The organism is Pseudomonas sp. S3_A09 (genome assembly GCF_054668065.1).
Map to the genome: position 1 here is coordinate 5579340 of NZ_CP162752.1, position 17085 is coordinate 5596424.

General features: G+C 53.0%; 12 protein-coding genes, 1 tRNA gene and 2 pseudogenes. 11 read left to right on the forward strand and 4 right to left on the reverse strand.

Going from position 1 to position 17085, the window contains the following annotated elements; translation table 11 throughout:
• Positions 1-19 precede the first annotated feature (19 nt).
• Positions 20-1288 carry a beta-ketoacyl-ACP synthase II gene (gene fabF, locus AB4N92_RS25885; RefSeq protein WP_042572409.1) on the reverse strand — a complete coding sequence of 423 codons (1269 nt, stop codon included), beginning with the start codon at positions 1286-1288 and terminating at the stop codon, positions 20-22.
• A gap of 108 nt (positions 1289-1396) precedes the next feature.
• Between fabF and AB4N92_RS25890 the strand changes: the two genes are divergently transcribed.
• The 3 genes and pseudogenes from AB4N92_RS25890 to AB4N92_RS25900 all read left to right on the forward strand — a co-directional run.
• Entirely contained in the window at positions 1397-1885 is a 489-nt protein-coding gene (locus AB4N92_RS25890) for a winged helix-turn-helix transcriptional regulator (RefSeq protein WP_010210461.1), read from the forward strand.
• A gap of 204 nt (positions 1886-2089) precedes the next feature.
• Positions 2090-2719: pseudogene (locus AB4N92_RS25895) on the forward strand (PAS domain-containing protein); the annotation flags it as partial.
• Between the two features lie 159 nt (positions 2720-2878).
• Positions 2879-3355, forward strand: a pseudogene (locus tag AB4N92_RS25900) (methyl-accepting chemotaxis protein); the annotation flags it as partial.
• A gap of 109 nt (positions 3356-3464) precedes the next feature.
• On the opposite strand, the gene AB4N92_RS25905 reads toward AB4N92_RS25900, so the two are convergent.
• Together AB4N92_RS25905 and AB4N92_RS25910 are read right to left on the reverse strand one after the other, a co-directional pair.
• The gene (locus AB4N92_RS25905; protein WP_236267139.1) at positions 3465-4787 is read right to left on the reverse strand and encodes an OprD family porin; all 1323 of its coding nucleotides are present in this window, start codon (positions 4785-4787) and stop codon (positions 3465-3467) included.
• Positions 4788-5144: 357 nt separating this feature from the next.
• Positions 5145-6014 carry an isocitrate lyase/PEP mutase family protein gene (locus AB4N92_RS25910; protein WP_010210455.1) on the reverse strand — a complete coding sequence of 290 codons (870 nt, stop codon included), beginning with the start codon at positions 6012-6014 and terminating at the stop codon, positions 5145-5147.
• Positions 6015-6259: 245 nt separating this feature from the next.
• Between AB4N92_RS25910 and AB4N92_RS25915 the strand changes: the two genes are divergently transcribed.
• From AB4N92_RS25915 to AB4N92_RS25940, 6 genes are all read left to right on the forward strand, one after another.
• A tRNA-Lys gene (locus AB4N92_RS25915) sits at positions 6260-6334 on the forward strand.
• A gap of 55 nt (positions 6335-6389) precedes the next feature.
• Positions 6390-8678, forward strand: coding sequence for a hypothetical protein (locus AB4N92_RS25920; protein WP_236298096.1), 2289 nt, complete (start codon positions 6390-6392; stop codon positions 8676-8678).
• Between the two features lie 927 nt (positions 8679-9605).
• Entirely contained in the window at positions 9606-11381 is a 1776-nt protein-coding gene (locus AB4N92_RS25925; protein WP_137211949.1) for a Mu transposase C-terminal domain-containing protein, read from the forward strand.
• Positions 11382-11618: 237 nt separating this feature from the next.
• Entirely contained in the window at positions 11619-12395 is a 777-nt protein-coding gene (locus tag AB4N92_RS25930) for a TniB family NTP-binding protein (protein WP_241866075.1), read from the forward strand.
• Entirely contained in the window at positions 12379-13251 is an 873-nt protein-coding gene (locus AB4N92_RS25935; RefSeq protein ID WP_137211950.1) for a hypothetical protein, read from the forward strand. Before AB4N92_RS25930 ends, AB4N92_RS25935 begins: the two co-directional genes overlap by 17 nt.
• Positions 13252-13338: 87 nt before the next feature.
• Positions 13339-14361, forward strand: a complete 1023-nt coding sequence (locus AB4N92_RS25940) for a hypothetical protein (RefSeq protein WP_137211951.1) — start codon at positions 13339-13341, stop codon at positions 14359-14361.
• Between the two features lie 1033 nt (positions 14362-15394).
• Here AB4N92_RS25940 and AB4N92_RS25945 read toward each other — a convergent pair.
• Positions 15395-15874 carry an XRE family transcriptional regulator gene (locus tag AB4N92_RS25945; RefSeq protein WP_137211952.1) on the reverse strand — a complete coding sequence of 160 codons (480 nt, stop codon included), beginning with the start codon at positions 15872-15874 and terminating at the stop codon, positions 15395-15397.
• Between the two features lie 31 nt (positions 15875-15905).
• Here AB4N92_RS25945 and AB4N92_RS25950 point away from each other — a divergent pair, with 31 nt between their 5' ends.
• Both AB4N92_RS25950 and AB4N92_RS25955 read left to right on the forward strand, forming a co-directional pair.
• The gene (locus AB4N92_RS25950; RefSeq protein WP_242001061.1) at positions 15906-16508 is read left to right on the forward strand and encodes a hypothetical protein; all 603 of its coding nucleotides are present in this window, start codon (positions 15906-15908) and stop codon (positions 16506-16508) included.
• A 21-nt stretch (positions 16509-16529) separates the two neighbouring features.
• Complete coding sequence (locus tag AB4N92_RS25955) at positions 16530-16925, forward strand: DUF6957 family protein (RefSeq protein WP_137201150.1); 396 nt, start codon at positions 16530-16532, stop codon at positions 16923-16925.
• The last annotated feature ends 160 nt before the right edge of the window (positions 16926-17085 follow it).

The window sequence follows — 17085 nt, forward strand, 5'->3', positions numbered from 1 at the left end:
AATTGACGACAGGGGCAAACTACGCCCAGCGGCGGAACAACACGCTGGCATTCACGCCGCCGAAGCCGAAGCCGTTGGACAGCGCGTATTCGATCGGCATGGGGCGGGCTGCACCGCGCACCATATCCAGGCCATCCGCAAGTGGGTCGGGGTTTTGCAGGTTGAGGGTGACCGGGGCAACCTGGTCGCGCAGGGCGAGCACGGTGAAAATGGCTTCAATTCCGCCCGCAGCCCCCAACAGGTGACCGGTGGCGGATTTGGTCGAGCTGATGGCCGGACTGCCTTTGGCGCCGAACACCGTGTTGATCGCCGCCAGTTCGCCTTTGTCGCCCACCGGAGTGGAGGTGGCGTGAGCATTCAAGTACTGCACCTGGGTCGCATCGATTCCAGCCTGGCGCAAGGCCTGCAGCATGGCGCGTCGCGCACCGTCGCCATCTTCCGGGCCGGCCGTCATGTGATAGGCGTCGGCACTGGTGCCGTAGCCCACCAATTCCGCAATCGGCTGTGCGCCACGTGCCAGGGCGTGTTCGAGTTCCTCAATGACGAGGATGCCGGCGCCTTCGCCCATGACAAAACCGTCACGTGCCTGGTCGAATGGCCGCGAAGCCAGCTCGGGTGTTTCATTGAAGTCGCTGGACAATGCCCGTGCCGCCGCAAAGCCAGCCAGGCTGACCCGATGAATGGCCGCTTCGGCGCCGCCACATACCGCCACATCGACTTCACCGGCACGAATCATCCGTGCCGCGTCGCCAATCGCCTGCACACCTGCCGCACAGGCGGTCACCGGTGCGCCCAGCGGGCCTTTCAACCCATAGTTGATCGACACATGCCCGGCGGCCATGTTGCTCAGGAAGGAGGGGATGGTGAACGGCGACAACCGCCGTGGGCCTTTGCTATCGGTGGTGCGTACCGCATCGGCAATTGCCGGGAAGCCGCCGACACCCGAAGCGATGATGGTGGCAGTACGTTCCTGCGCTTCGGGCGTCACTGGCGCCCATCCGGCCTGCTTCAAGGCTTCATCCGCCGCCGCCAGGGCGAACAGGATAAAGCGGTCCATCTTGCGCTGTTCCTTGGGCGCCAGCAGTCGATCGGGGTCGAAGCCGGCTTCTGGATCCTGCTGCACGCTTTGTACCTGGCCACCGATGCTCACGGCCAGGTCTCCGATCAGTTCTTCCGGTAGCCGGCGAATGCCCGACTGCCCGGCCAGCAGGCGTTGCCAGGTTGACTCCACGTCAGCACCGAGCGGCGTCAGCGCGCCCATGCCTGTCACAACGATGCGTTTATTCATGATCAATCGACTCCGGTTGCGTTGAGGGAACAGACCCTATGGACGTCACTATCATCATGAAAGTAACATGGCGTCACGCAAATAGGCACCGCTCAAAGGAATCCCCCCATGCAACGCAAGTCCCTTACCCGCGACGAATGTCCCATCGCCCGCAGCCTTGAGCGGGTAGGGGAGTGGTGGAGCATCCTGATCATGCGCGACGCACTGCAGGGCCTGCGCCGTTTCGATGAGTTTTCCCGCAGCCTGGGCATCGCGCCCAATATGCTTACGCGCCGCCTGAACGCCCTGGTGGAGGCCGGCATGCTGGAGCGCCAGGCCTACAGTGAGCGGCCGCCGCGCTATGAATATGTGCCGACGGCCAAGGGCGAGGATTTCCGCATGGTGCTGATGTCGCTGGTAGCCTGGGGTAACCGGCATTACGCCGAGGAGGGCACCAGCGTGGAGTTGGTGGAGCGTGCGACGGGCACGCCAGTACAGCCAATGTTGGCCCGTGCGGATGGGCAGCAGGTACCACTTGACCAGTGCATGTTGCAGGCCGGCCCGGCGGCGAGTTCGGGCATGCGCGAACGCCTGGCCTTGCTTGATGCAAAGCGCTGATCAAACGAGTAGTTGACGCCAGAAAATAATCCCTCCAGCGCGCGTAAAGTCGCGGATTTCCGAGCCGATAGCAAGTAGAGACACAGGGTTCTCCGCACGGTTGAGGGTAAGTCCATGTTCAACACAGCACTCAAGACAGCACTGTCGGCCAGGACGGCCGAAGTCACCGAGTTCAAAGGACTGATCGCCGCACTGGAACGCTCCATGGCCGTGGTCGAATTCGACCTGAACGGCAGGGTGCTGCGGGCCAACGACAACTTCCTCAAGACCCTGGGCTACAACGCCAGTCAGTTGACGGGTAAATCCCACCGTGACTTTTGCCCGCCAGCACTGACCAGCAGCCCGGCCTACAGCCAGTTCTGGAGTGATTTGAAGGCGGGCAAGTTTGTCTCGGGTACCTTCAAACGTGTGGATAGCAACGGCAACACCATCTGGTTGGAAGCCAGTTACAACCCGGTGCTGGATGAGCGCGGCCAGGTGTTAAAAGTGGTCAAGTACGCGCTGGACGTGACCAGCAAGGTCGAGCAAGAAGCGGCCACCCGCAGCAAACTCACGGCGCTGGACCGGGCAATGGCGGTGATTGAATTCGATTTGAATGGCCAAGTGCTGGACGCCAACGTGAATTTCCTCAATGTGATGGGTTACACCTTGGCGGAAATCAAAGGCAAACATCACCGGCTGTTTTGCGAACAGGCGCTGATCAATAGCCATGAATACACTGACTTCTGGCGTCGCTTGAACAGCGGCGAATTCTTCGCTGGTCAATTCAAACGCCTGGGCAAGCAGGGGCGTGTGGTATGGCTGGAAGCCAGCTACAACCCGGTATATGACGGCGACGGCAAGCTGACCAAGATCGTCAAGTTCGCCAGCGACATCACCGAGCGCGTGGAAAAGTTCGAAGAAGACTCCCGAGGTGCGTCGCGGGCTTACCATATCTCCTCCGAGACCGAGCGCTTTGCCGAACATGGCACCCAGGTGATCCAGGAGACTGCCAGCGAAATGCGCCGCATCGCCGACAACATCGGCGCGTCTGCGCGGCTGGTGGGGCAACTGGGCGATCGTTCCGAACAGATCACTGCCATCGTCAACACCATTCGCGGGATCGCCGACCAGACCAACTTGTTGGCCCTCAATGCGGCGATCGAGGCGGCGCGCGCGGGGGATCAGGGGCGAGGCTTTGCGGTGGTGGCCGATGAAGTCCGGCAACTGGCCGGGCGGACCAGCCGCTCGACGGCGGAAATTGCCGAAATGATCGGCATGATCCTCTCGGAAACCCGTGACGCAGTGACCAGCATGAACGCCACCCAGGAAGGCGCGCAACGCGGCGTCAGCCTGGCTGATCAGGCGGGTTCGGTGATCCTGCAGATTCGCACCAGCACCAGTGACGCCGTGGAGGCGGTGAGCATGTTCGCGTCGAAGCTGGATGAGTCGGAAGTCATTCCCAAGACCGCAGTGGGTTGGGTAGGTTAACGCCCCCAATGGGAGGCGCGAGCATGCTCGCGAAAAACGCCCGGGCAACGCGTAGATTCAGGATGTACGCGTTATCCTTGAGGTTATTCGCGAGCAAGCGCGTGCCTACCTATAGCAGGGTAAACGGATAGTCGACGATCAGCCGCAGCTCGTTCAGGTCGCCATCGCGCTGGTCGGCGTTTGCTGCCACGATCGCATCACGCACGCGCAACGACAGGTTTTTCGCCGGACCACTCTGGATCACGTACTTGGCCTCAAGATCCGTTTCGTGGTGCGCGCCGTCGTCACCGTAGTCGCCCGCATAGGCGCTGTGATCCGGCGTGTGGGTGCCATTGATATCCGAACCGTTGATATAGCGCCCCATGAAACTCAGTCCCGGCACGCCATAACTGGCCATGTTCAGGTCATAACGGATCCCCCAGGACTGTTCGCCCGGCCCGTTGAAGTCCCCCCATTGCACCGAGTTGGCCAGGTAGACCGAGTCGCCGCCTTCGCCCGCGCCGTTGTTGCCGGTGCCGATGTAGTCAAACGGTGTGTCGCCATGCACTTTCTGGAACGACAGCGTCAGCGTATGCGCCTGCAGGAACGAGTACGCCGCCGCCAACGAGTAGGTGGTGTTGTTGATCGCCCCGGCCTTGGCGCTGCCGGTGTCGAGGGTGCGGTAGAGGTTGCCGTCCAGCGCGAGTGACTGGTCATGGGCCAACGGGATCACGTAGTTGAGGTTGGTATAGTACTGGCGCCAGATGTCTTCCAACTCACCGGCATACACCGTTGCGCTGAGGGATGGGCTGAAGGTGTACTTGCCCCCGACGAAACTTGCACTGTTGGCCGCGATATTGGCGTAGGTCGCGTAGATATCGTGATCATGGTTGCTGGTCATGCCACTGTTGGTGCTGGTGAAGTGCCCGGCTTCCAGGTCCAGCCCGGCGATTTCGCTGCTGGTCAGGTCGAAACCGGTAGCGGTCTGCGGCAACAGGCGCGTGCCGCCGGTGGCGAAGACCGGGGCGGTGGGCTGCATGTCGCCGAATTTGAGCTGGGTCTTGGAGACTTTGATCTTCACCGCCGCGCCCACGGAGCCGTAGGCGTCTTCGGGGTCGCCATGCCGGTCGGTCGGCAGGTTGCCGGTGCCGGCGTCCGCGTGGGTGGCGTCAAGTTTCAACCCGCCATAGGCGTAGGCGTCAACGCTGAAGCCGATGGTGCCCTGGGTGAAACCCGAGGCGTAGTTGAGCATCGCGCCCTGGGTCCAGTCGATGTTATCGGCCCGTCCGCCTTCGCGATTGCGATTCATGTAGTAGTTGCGCAACAACCCGGTGACGCTGCTGCCCTCGATAAACCCCTTGGAGTCCGCCTGGTCGGTGACCGATTCGGCAAACGCCATCTGACTGATACCGGCACACACCGCCAGTGCTAACAGGCTCGACTGTTTAATCATGTTGTGACTTCCCCGGAATAATGAGCGCACGCGCAGAAACACTGCACTTATTGGCTGGCGCATAAAGGTGTATGGGCAGATGTTTGCAGGTGAGCTGTTAGGGTTTTTTATTGTGTTCGGCGTGGCTGCCGAGCTTGATTCTAAGCACAGTCTGCGCGGCCTGCAGCGGGGGACCGGATGAAACTCGATTAATTAAACTTCACTCTTTTTAATCGCCTGCGGGTGTAGCGTGGGGGCTGTCTTAGCCGCTCTGCTTCGACAAAATCCTTTGGTTGCCGCCGCAGAGTCTGCGGCGGATTTTTTTGCGTGGGCGGCTGATTGGAACTGGTTTGTATAAGGAAAGCGGAGCGGGGCGCTTTACTCTTTTACATCCATGAATTCTTCAGCCCATGCCACGTAGCTTTCCGGCAAGGTATAGGTGTGCGTCAGCTCGGTGGCACTGAGGTTATCGGTGCTGTGGGTCAACTGGCGCTGGGCTCGCAGGCTGTCGTAAGTCGCCTTGATCGCCGCAAAGTAAGCACCGTGACCGGCAACCACCACGCGTACGCCGAGGCTCGCCAGGCGCTTGGCATCATTGAGCTTGGGATTGCCATAAGTCACCAGCATCAGCGGCACCGTCAGGTTCTCCGCGATCTTCTCCAAATGCTCGAAATCCGCCACACCGACCATGCAAATTCCATCGGCGCCGGCTTGCTGATACGCCAGGGTGCGCTCGATCACAGCTTCGGTCGGCAACACGCCGGCATTGGTCCGGGCAATGATCGACAACTGCGGATCAACACGGGCTTCCAGCGCGGCGCGGACCTTGCCGATGCCTTCTTCAATAGAGATCAGGTCAGTCGACTTGCGGCCGAATTGCGCAGGCAGCAACGTGTCTTCAATCGTCAACGCGGCCACACCGGCACGCTCAAGTTCTTCGACGGTGCGCATCACGTTCAGCGCGTTACCGTAACCGTGGTCGGCATCGGCAATGAAAGGCAGTTGGGCGACACGGCCGATACGGGTGGCTTGCTCAACGAACTCACTCAGGGTGATCAGCGCAAAATCGGGCGCGGCCAATACCTGCAACGACGCAACGGAGCCACCGAGGATGCCGACTTCAAAACCCAGGTCCGCGGCGATCCGCGCCGACATCGGGTCAAAGACGGAAGCGGTTTCAACGCAGGTTGGGGTGGCAAGCAATTCACGGAATTTGCGGCGCAGGGCTGAGTGAGAAATCTTTGGCATGGGCTTTCCTGGTTCTGGTCATCGTCTTGTGACGATCAATGTCTATTCGTGGTGGTGCGAGATTAACATGCAGGAGCGCGCGGGATGATGACGTTTCAGCATTGGAGGGTATGGAGTGCGGGTTTACGGTTGGGGAGAAGTTACACCAATATTTTCGAACGGGAGTAATCTTTGTATGCGTCACGAGCGGCAACGTTTTCAGTCTTCACATTCGTTTCGTTGCGAGTAGACAATGTGCGCTCTGTTCCGGGGTAGTTCAGCGGTAGAACACTCGGCTCTTAACCGGGTGGGCGCTGGTTCGAATCCAGCCCCCGGACCCACTACATCGCAGGGTCAGAAGGACATATGTCCAGGCACGATAGGGAATCGGATGCAATGGCCGGCATAAACGCCGGTTATGCGGTCTTTCAGTTATCTCGAGCATTGACCTCATCGGGTCTAGACACTGAGAAAGCGCGTGAACGGATTGAGCGCTGGCAGCAGGTGGTCGAACACATGGTGCAGGGCACCGCGCTGTATGGCTCGCGTATACCACTCGTGGATGTGCCTGAATGGGTCACACTGGAGGTAGTCACGGGTGGTCTTGCCACTGGACAGTATCTGGCCGGTGGTGCACTGACCGAGTACGAACGGCGGCTGGCCGCCTCAATCCCAGGCATCCGCCCTGGTTTTGAACGACTTGATCTCAACACCTGGCACCTTACGGATGAGGGAATCGAAGCCCTGCAAAAGCAACTGGTGAACAGCGACTATCGGATCGATGTACCAGAAGAGGCAGCGCTACTGTACGTGGCTTGGCTGTTGGGACAGCAGCGCACGGAGGAGGCACGCAGACTGATTGAGTCGATCGCATCTTTTTTTGAGCAACTGCGTTTCTTTCCAATGGCTTCTGACGGGCTACCGCTCGCGGCGGTGGAAGTGCAGATCTTCGATGTCGGCGATATCAAAAAGCTGCTTTCAAAACTCCCTGCGCAGCAGCGTCTGGCGGTGCAAAAACATGTGGTCGTGACTCGGTTGCCTTTCTACGATGCAGCTATCTCGCTCTTCCTCTTAACGTACCAGGATGATTGGCCTTGTCGGCAATATCCTGAAGGCTGGCTTGAGCAGGCGAATGCGCTAAGTAGTCAGTTCGATGCATCCGGTAGCAATGACATCCTCAACGTTGAACCTTTCAGGGGCCGGGTAGGGGAGTTGTACGCGTTGCTAAGGCTCTGCTCCCGTGACCCAATCTCGCTGACAGGGCGTCAAGTCGGACGTATTCGGCGGATCGTCAATGATTTCGTGTGCAAACATGGTCATCCCGAATCCGAAAATCATCTACAGAGCCGAGCCATACAGCGCCATCAGGTGGCCGCGCCCGAGCATCATCTGATCGCGAAGGCGGTTTCTGAGCGTCTGACCAGCTATACGAGCTCGGAAGGCATCTCTGATTTTTCGTCCCTGTTGGAACCGATTACCAATGAGGAGGCGAAGGCATATTCGCTGAAAACCGGTGTCGCCATTCCACCAGCAGTTCGCCGACGCCTCGAGCGCTGTCGAAAGGGAACCATCAGTCAGTTGATTGACAAGGGATTGATCACATCTGGGGATACCGTGGCGCGAGTACTGCCAGCGATGACGGCCGAAATCTGCAGTGCTGGATTTCGCGATACGACACTGCGCACGTTGTCTATCGCAACGTCTCGTGCTTTTCGGCGACGCCGTTCATTGCTACTGCTCAACCTACAGAGCCAAGTCAAAATCAGTGAGTTGCCTTGGGTGGCGGCCGTTGAAGGTGAACGAGAGGCACACACTGTCGCCGTTGAGGGAGCCAGACAAGCCTTGATCGAATCCTCGGCAACAACTCTCGCTGCTTTCCCTCAGGCAATCCTTCCGAACAAGCTACTTCAGGAGTTTGGTTCGCTTGCTGTCACGGCGAAGCTGGATCTTCCTTTTGTGGAGGAGGTCGCGGCAGACATTTTCATGGGAACCTTTTCGAATAAATTCGTGGAAGCAGCCAGGCGAGCGGCCTCGTTGATAGATGGCACCCTTTACGCCCATTATTACGACATCGACACGAACCAACTGGCGATCCTTCCCGATAAGCCGAAATCAAAGAGCAGAAACTATTTCCAGCGTGACTTGGATACCAGTGATGCATTGGCGAAGCTGTGCGCACAGCGGGCTAATGCACCCTCGGGTGGATGGCATTCAGCAACCAACGGCAGGATCATCGAGCAACAACAGATTTTGACAACGCAAAACCTTTCGCTTCTGTTTGGTGATCTCGGTTTGAAAGCGCTGCTACATCATCGCTTGGGCTCACTTGCTCAGGAGTGCTTCCAATGGATATGCATGCGGCAGCAGATGAAAATCAAGTTCTATCACTCTAGCTTGGTGATGCTCAAAAATACCGCTTATGCCTGGCGCCAGATGGTGTTTTATTTATCCATGCAGGATGACGCCGAGAGGCGTTGCGCAATCGATAGCATCGAAGCTCATTTCACGGCTCAACCCATTGCATTCCGAGAGAGATTTCTACCGGCAATTATGGGGTTGCGTGTAGCAGCTTCCAGGCTCCCGTTGACCCTGAACCGCCGGAAAAGTGAGGGTGCTCAGGTTTTTCTCGGATGGACCACCGAACGACATTGGTTGTTACCATCGCAAACGAATGACATCAGTTAACCGCTCGGCTGTATCGATGAGGCGTGCTTGAACGCCTCAAAAGCGATATCTGTATATCTGGCTGGAGTTCTTGTACAGACGGGGCAAAACTTTCATGCATACATCAGGACCGAAGTCAGGAAGGACGTCCAACGAGAAGAGCTGCGCCAATCGTGATTTGAGTGGAAAACCCTTAAAACGCAGCAATTCCTACTCCAAACCCTCCTCTTAAAGAAATGAGTGGAATCCATCACGGTTTTTCCATTCAAGAAACAAAATAAATCATGATTTTCCGCTTGTTTATTTAGGCCCAATTCGTGAGTTGCCACTCATTAATTCAAACCACTCTAAGCGTCCTGCAAAAAATCTAGCTAACCCCTGCCTCCACCTCTCCTGTGTCTCCGCATGCGCCACTCAGAGCACTTGGTTGCCAAGATTTCTGTCAATACTCATATATTATCCGTCCCCGTTCTCCAAAAGAAACAAGGGGAAAGTGGCAATATATCTATAAATATTTAGCAGTTAGCTTTTTTTAGCATTTCAAAGTTTTTTGCATCTGAATTTTCGATAGGTCTTGACGTTAAATAACATCATTGAGTTCAAATGACTAACTGGAAGTCCTAATCGGCTGCCAATATAACCATAAAGTTATGGGTGTTTTTTAGGAATAAAAAATATTCGAAAATTCTAGAGCGCCCGGTACTTGGGGCTTCCAGCGATTTAGTGTGCCAAGTGAAGCTTGGGAAAAAATTTAGTTTACATGTATTGACAGTGCCAAGAGGCGCTCTTGACCTTCAAAATGGATTTGGGTTTACTGCTCGCCATCCAATAGTTGGACGGTTACAACCCGCTCTTTAAAAAATCGAAAGTGGTCGATCTAAGGTTTGGCGAATATCTCGTAAAAAAAATAGAAACCATAGATCTGACCACATATTAGAGGAATGGTAATTGACAGATCTTCCTGGACATATTTTGGGAACTTATAATCTGAAGCTAGATTCAACCAGTACTATCGCCGAAATAAGACGGCATGAGGAGGCGGTTAGGCGATACGAAATTCTCAAGGACTATTTGACAGGAACAATTAGTGCTGATGTAGCTATGGAGATTCTTTGCATCAAGAAGTCTCGCTTTTACAAGCTACTTAAATACATGACGGGAGCTAAAAGTTACAGGGCACTGGTATCGAATGTGACAGGGAGAAAGCCAGGCCTGACAGTGACAGATCCTGAGACACTGAAGTTAATAGAGGAGATGTTCGAGGAACATTACCCTAGCCACAAGACCATCGCTGCGGTATGGAAACATTGTCAAACCCAAGCCGATAATCGGCGGACGCTTAGGCCGAGTTACCATACCGTCTCGACTTGGATAAAGGCCAAAACAGAGTCGCTTCTTTACGAGATGACTCACACAGGAGACCAAAACAAGCAAAGGTATGGGGCAAAGCCCGGTTATAAAGCTACTAAGAGACCGTTGGAGTGGGTTCAGATCGACCACACTGTTGTCGATCTTATGGTAGTGGATGAGGAAGACAGAAATGTCGTCTTGGGACGTCCTTACATAAGTATAGCGGTTGATTTGCATACACGTGTGATACTTGGTTTTTACGTCTCATTACTTCCGCCAAGCGCTGTATCTGTTGCAATGCTTATGGAAAACTGCGCCTTGCCCAAAGCGGAGTTTCTGAAAAGCCTAGGACTCCCAGAACACTTGCTTCCCTACTACGGATTGGCGGAAGTCATCCACACTGATAATGCAAAGGAGTTCATATCTGACGTATTCGTCCTAAACGCCAAGGACTTTGGCATTGACGTTGAGCATCGAGATATTCCCGAAAAACACCAAGGTGGCCATATTGAAAGTCTGATTGGAAAGTTGATGATCCACACGATCCATCCGCTGCCAGGCACCACAGGCTCCAATGCTCAGCAGGGTAAGCATCTGAAAAGTAACAAGAAGTCTGCAATAGGGCTAACTGGGCTGCGCCGTATGCTGGCCTATGCCCTACACGCCTACCATCAGACGAAACACTCGGAGCTAAATAAGACTCCCGCGCAAGCATGGGAGGGTCACTTTTCTAAAAAACCGAACAGTCGGGTTTTGGAAACGTCCCAGTATGAAGACTTCAAATACCGGTTTTACCCAGAAGTCTCTAATAAGAAAGTCGTGCCGGGAGGTATTGAGATTTTTCGCAGATTTTATTACGGTCGCTTACTTAAGGACATGGTTCGCGACGAGGTGACAGTTAAGTATGATCCACACGATTTGAGTTTCATTTACGTAAAACTTGGCGAGATTTTCGAGAGGATTCCTTGTGTGCGCAATAGTTTCTGTAGGAGTTCGGACTATGAGACATACCGTTGGCAGCGCCAGCAAAAGGGAGATCGAGATGGCACCATGACGAAGGAAGGAGCGCAGTCTTATGGTGAAATTACCAAGCAAAAAAATAAGGAAGTAAAATTAACTACTCAGGAAAAGCGCAGGAGGAAAACGGTAAAAGGAAAAACTGACTATAAAAAACAAGCAGGTTTACACGGCAAAAAATCAGAAGGTGACAGCACACTGAGCCGTGTTGCGCCGAACACACCCAGCACTACCGGCAAGGCAAATCAAACCGGCAAGTCATCTAAGAAGTCGAATATTTTTGATATTGGCGGTTTCTTCAAAAAGACCGAAGATGTTGACTACAACCAGCCTCCGACTTTTTACGATAGCAACTAATTAAACGCCTATATTGTACTTAACCTGAGCGCATGGGCTTGTCTTTGTTGTCTCTTATTTAGACATCAGCCTGAAGGCATTCATGCGCTCACACTTTTGTGAACTCCCATGACAGATTACTCGCACGTACACCCTGCGTCTCAAATTCACTTCAATGAGTCAGACGATGTTCGTCTTATCACCTGTTCCAACGATTTCTGGGTGCACCATCCTAACGCTCAGAAAATCATACTAAGGATGGAAATGGCAATGAAGATGCGGAACAAGATCAACGCACCCAGTATGCTCGTTACATCTCCTGGAGGAGGAGGCAAAACTGCCTTGATTGGTGAGATGAAGGCCCGGAATGCGACGAACGAAAACAAAATGATCTTCGTGACCATGCACCAAAGCCCTAATGGCTACTCACTAAAGGATCTTATCCTGGGCGAACTTGGTTTGGGGGTAGGGCGAAGGGCGCGGCAAGGCCATAACATTACTCCTGAACTTCAATACATCATCAGGACTGAAAATATTCGCGCTATCGTTATTGATGAAATTCATGATGCACTAACATTAACCGAGCTTCAGCAGCGCATCAATCTTTCGCTTCTGAAGAATTTGTCTGGCTCCACCTACGGCCTCTCAGTGTTTGCGTTCGGGGTTCCAGATGCAGCGCGTGTACTTCGGCAGGATCCTCAGCTTGAACGTCGATATCCCGTGGTGGCCCTCAATGGGTGGGAAAATGGCCCAGAGTTTCGCAACTTTGTGTCCAGCTATATCCACCATTTGCCACTGAAGAAAAAAACCAACTTCCAAGATCAAGTGCTCTTCCTGAAAATCATGAAAAAAGGGCAGGGTATCACCGACAACGTCGTGAAAATTCTGCAGGCATCGGCGATGGCCAGCATCATTGATGGTACCGAACACATCAACCACCTTCACCTTGATAACATCGATGAGATCATGGCGAATTTTAACTATGCACTTCGTGGCGCAGAGATGCCCCCGGAAGAAGATGAGCAGTCTGCATAAGATGAAGCATGATCTGTCACTTTTAAAAAAACGCCAGATCGCCCGCGCAGTACTGGAAGGCCTCCACGGCTTCCAGTATCTCTGGCCTGAACGCAGAGAGGTTATCGAGGCTTTGGACAGAGTAGCCAATTCCGATGAAGCCATTTTTCTGATGTTGCGGGGGGCGGCAGGGGTAGGAATCAGCTCAATACTTGAAGAGTTCGCTTCGAAATACCGTAGCCAGGTTATTTTTGTGACGCCGCGTCTTTATTCAAAACGGCTAAACATGATTGGCCAAGTACTTCACGCTCTTTTTCCATATAGCAATTTCCGGAGCCACACATACGTACCGAACAGCTTGATGCAATTCCGTCGGGCCGCGCGAAAAATTATTATTTTCGACGATTTGGATATCATTTCTAACCAAAACGATACGCATGAGGTTCTCTTTGACCAGCTCCAACAGCTTGCACGGTGTCCAAGTGAATTCAAGATTATTATGTCTACGAGGAACAAGAGGCTGCTCGGTGATTACTGCCGGGTAAGGCGCGTCAAAAGCATGGTTGTTCCAGTGTCTGGAATAATATCGGCAGCCGATGTAAAAGACGTTGTTCAAAGATTTTACGACTGGTGCAATGGGCAATTCGATACTTGCGTTCAATTTCCCTGCATGTCTCAACTCTTCAAACGTGAGCAAGATATGCCTATCGACCGCATTATTTATGCGTGTGAAACCATTTATTGCTCAGAACTTTTGAAGGCGTCCAGCAGTTTCAACGAGAAGATGTCTGATTTTACAAAAAAACCAACCACTTCTGGGTCGCTTTATCATGTGTCAGACCTTCGTCATGCCGTTGAATATGAAGCGTTCGGCTGACATACCTCGAGCACAGAGTTCGCCAAATTACGCTATGCAAATGACAGCGTCGCCAAATATTTACCTTCCAACAAAGGAATAGCACCAGTGAAATCGACAAAGCCCGTAGTGCCGGAACCCCTAGCAGACGAAACGCTATCTTCATGGATGTGGAGAGTGAACTCTCAAATACCTATTATCTCCCATGTGCGATTCAGTTCGCCGGAAGGCGAGATCAAAAATCGCGACTCAATGGAACTCTGGGCTGAACGGTTTGAAGATCGTGATCTATTGAATGAAAATGTTTATGTTGAGTTATTCAAAAAAACATTCAATATCTCTCAGGATTGGTTAAGTAAGCGATTTCCTGAATTCAGTCGACCGACCATACCGGCCCAGTTCAGAAGGGCGTTTTGTTCGCAATGCTTTATGGCGTCCTTCGAACAGGTAGGCACTCCGATCAGTAAGGTTCAGTGGTGCTACCTAACCAAGCCATTCTGTGATTTACATCATATTCCACTGCACGACTCTTCGATTTTTTTTATAAATCATGACGATTACACAATTCAGGCATTTGTGTCCTACTGGGATGACCCTAAGTTTAAGGAAAACTGCGATGCCATCTGTGACGTCTGGAGGATGAGGAATAGTCTGGCGCTAAAAGCACAACAGCGCTTGCACAAACTGACTAGACTCGCGTCCAAATCTGGACAGAGTTTCAATGTTCAGATGTTCATGGTGACATTAATGAGGGCCATGATGAGTCCTGCGCTCCATCACGGCTATCCCAAAATCGCATTTCATCATTGGGGTGGCAGCGACCCGTATGCGGGCCTGGGGGTTCACGGCGATTTCTACCAGGAAATCTATCGAAGCACTTCCTTGGCTCGGCTGTACGCTCTTTATTTTAGCGCTATTATTTTGGGCTGGATTACCAGTGAACAAGCGCGGAAGACTCTTCATGAAGGTTATTTTTCGCCTTGGAGCACTGACGCGATATGGTTAATACTCGACAAGACATCAGGAGTTCTGAGCTTGCTTTTTTCTGAACTTAAGCTTTATGAAACGTCATACCTAAACTTAAGATCGATGGAGATCCCTAAATTGATTCGGATTCGTTACGATGCGTAAGATCAGTACACTCACTTGGGTGCCGGGATGTCTAGTGCATCGCCCTGGTACCTTTTCGTATCATCACTTTGTTGTTGTCTTACATGTGGACTTGATTACCTTGGAGATCCTAACTTACTCTCTCCAATTCAAGGAAGGGTGTGATGATATATCTAAGCCATCCTTGATCAATACATTGAATCCTTACGGTTTCTGGTTGTGGCAAGCAGATCAATGTGATTTGAATAGGCACACGGCGTCGGTTTTGGCGTCACCAAGACTTGCCAGGGGGGATTTCGACAGTTTTGGCCCTCTTCGCGTCATCCGGAAATTTCCATCCGCTAAATTGGGCCTCTTAGTCAATCGCCTCATGAAAAGTTTCTACGATTTAAATGCCAGTCACCTCGGTCATCTCTATAGTCCCATACGGACTTCCAACAATCTTCTACTCCAAAGAATCAACCGCTCGGTTGAATACGCTAATGGATTTTGCACCACCCAGGGCTGATTTATCTGTTGCTCATCGACAATAAAAAGTCTTCGTTCAATATCTACGACGTCAAATCAAATATGAGTTTTCGCGCGCAAACCGCCGGCATCATGAATCAAGGCCGCGACTTAGGCACAGCGGACGGCTCGGACGTTGGAGCATTAAACCTGCTGCGCACTGATTCGTTGCATCGGAATAGCCCCGTAATCCACCTTGCGAAAATGGACGGCTCGCTCAGGAATTTAGTCTGGGAGTGTTGACACTGTGTTCCTGTCCGACGCGTGGCGGTGCCATGCACACATTGAACTCGACCAGTGAGGCGAGGCCGGCGACGGGTTTCTGATTTGCCGATGCTGTTGGCAGGGCCACACCTTTCTCGACTCTCGCGTCTAGTCGCATAATCAGATCTGACTTCAGAAATAGAATGGGGAGCACAGGCTCATGGTTCAGGTGAGTGCCTTGGTTTGGGTTCACCGAGCGTTTACAAAAAAGTCGCTCGTAGCAAAGAAAAAATTAGGCATATTTATGCGTAGACGCATTTGATCGGTTCCAGTGCAAACTGGATCATTCCCTGTTTTTTTTCCAGTACTCTCGTACAGACGACAATGCTAATCCCAACTGTGCTGCTGCCTGCTGCTGAGTCGCGCCGACCGCCTTAAGATCTAGCACGGCTCTCTCATTCTCAGCATTCAACGGCTTACCCCGACCCCGCTTTATAAGCGAGCCATTCCCATCAAATTGCTCGCTGAGCGCTTCCATTCCTCCACCAGCGTGAAAATCTGATACCTCGACCTCAGCTTCACGCATTACTTCAAGAGGCTGCTTTCCCTCTTGGTGAGCAATGCACAAGCTAAGCATCGCCACCGGACTGATCCCAAGCGACTCCGCCAGATCTGCAAATTGCTCAAGGGTGATGCTCGTCTGGGCATTTTCTAGCGCACTTACCTTTCGCCGGTGGGTGGCATCCGAGACGTCGGCGTACTTTGCACGTCGTATTACGCGGAGCGCACGAAGCACTCCTGCAAATGCGGTTCTCAATTCCATGACTTGCCCAAAAGTCAGGATATAGCCACAATTGACCAGTGCGAATAAACGTCAATTTAGTGTATTATTCGCCAATTACGACCAGCTTCAGCGCCAGCTATCCCGCGATATTGAGCCGTGGCGCACTGACCCTTGCCCTCAAACCTCAAAGCATCGCCGTCGCGATGGATTCAACGAGAACCCGATGTTTAGAACAGACGATAATGATTTGGCAGGCGTCCCAGGAGTTTTCGGGGAGGGCCTTGCGCACTGGCATGCAGTTTCCAGGATGCTCAGGAAGCACTGGTTCCACCTCACTGTAAAAATGATCGTGAAGGGCAGGGCACAAGAGTTTGAGTTGATGGTGAATGACGAGCCCAAGCTTCTGCAAGTGCTCCAGTCACAAGACGATGAAGTCTTCGTCAAAGAGATTCAGATTGTCACCCCAGCCAACATGAATGGTGGCGACGCTTGGCGGATGGAGAAGGTAGAGAGCTTGGCCCTGGGGCAAGATTCAGATGGTGACGCCGTCTGTGTAGTGACGGTTGAGGGTGGCTCGATTTACCACGACTCGTATCGTTCCGGCCTGGATGTGGCGACATTGACCAATATGCGAATCCTTTACGATCGCAGCGCTGGGCAAGGCGTGCACTGACTGGTCAAAGGAGCAGCGGAAATGGCTACCGCGGATGGTAACGAGTTGTTGAATGATGACCATACTTTTATAGACGGTGTATCGCTGAGCCTGAACGAGGCTTGTGCACTTGTGTCCGAGCGCTTTCCCATGAAAGCTTATTGCGTGGTCGAGCAATGGACTCTTTTCCAAGCAGACGTATCCGCTGATGATCTGGCCAAGATTCAGACCGCCGGGCATCTTCCATTGGTGGTCTTTGCCCATCGAGTCATAGAAGATAGCCGTGGTCGCTTTCAGCCTGGTGATTGGGTGCGGTCGAGTATGTGCACATCGTTCGACGGCAGCATCCTGGCTGAGACGAAGAGCACCGTGTATGTGTTGGTCGGCCCCGGTCGACGCCAAACGGCGAGCCTCAAAACGATTTTCTCTTTTTTCTGATCGCGTATAGCAGTGGTCAGTCCATCTGGTAAGGACACTTAATGCCCGGCTCCATCGATGTAGATTTTCACAGCAAACAGCATTCTGACTTTGATCTCCAGTGCATAGCCGGAGCCATTTCCCAAGGCTTCGCTGAACCGGTTACTGCATACCTCACTGA

Coding starts and splice junctions, on each gene's coding strand:
- AB4N92_RS25955 (WP_137201150.1), top strand. CDS start 16,530: ATGGCTACCGCGGATGGTAACGAGTTGTTGAATGATGACCATACTTTT.
- AB4N92_RS25930 (WP_241866075.1), top strand. CDS start 11,619: ATGGAAATGGCAATGAAGATGCGGAACAAGATCAACGCACCCAGTATG.
- AB4N92_RS25910 (WP_010210455.1), bottom strand. CDS start 6,014: ATGCCAAAGATTTCTCACTCAGCCCTGCGCCGCAAATTCCGTGAATTG.
- AB4N92_RS25945 (WP_137211952.1), bottom strand. CDS start 15,874: ATGGAATTGAGAACCGCATTTGCAGGAGTGCTTCGTGCGCTCCGCGTA.
- fabF (WP_042572409.1), bottom strand. CDS start 1,288: ATGAATAAACGCATCGTTGTGACAGGCATGGGCGCGCTGACGCCGCTC.
- AB4N92_RS25905 (WP_236267139.1), bottom strand. CDS start 4,787: ATGATTAAACAGTCGAGCCTGTTAGCACTGGCGGTGTGTGCCGGTATC.
- AB4N92_RS25890 (WP_010210461.1), top strand. CDS start 1,397: ATGCAACGCAAGTCCCTTACCCGCGACGAATGTCCCATCGCCCGCAGC.
- AB4N92_RS25920 (WP_236298096.1), top strand. CDS start 6,390: ATGGCCGGCATAAACGCCGGTTATGCGGTCTTTCAGTTATCTCGAGCA.
- AB4N92_RS25935 (WP_137211950.1), top strand. CDS start 12,379: ATGAGCAGTCTGCATAAGATGAAGCATGATCTGTCACTTTTAAAAAAA.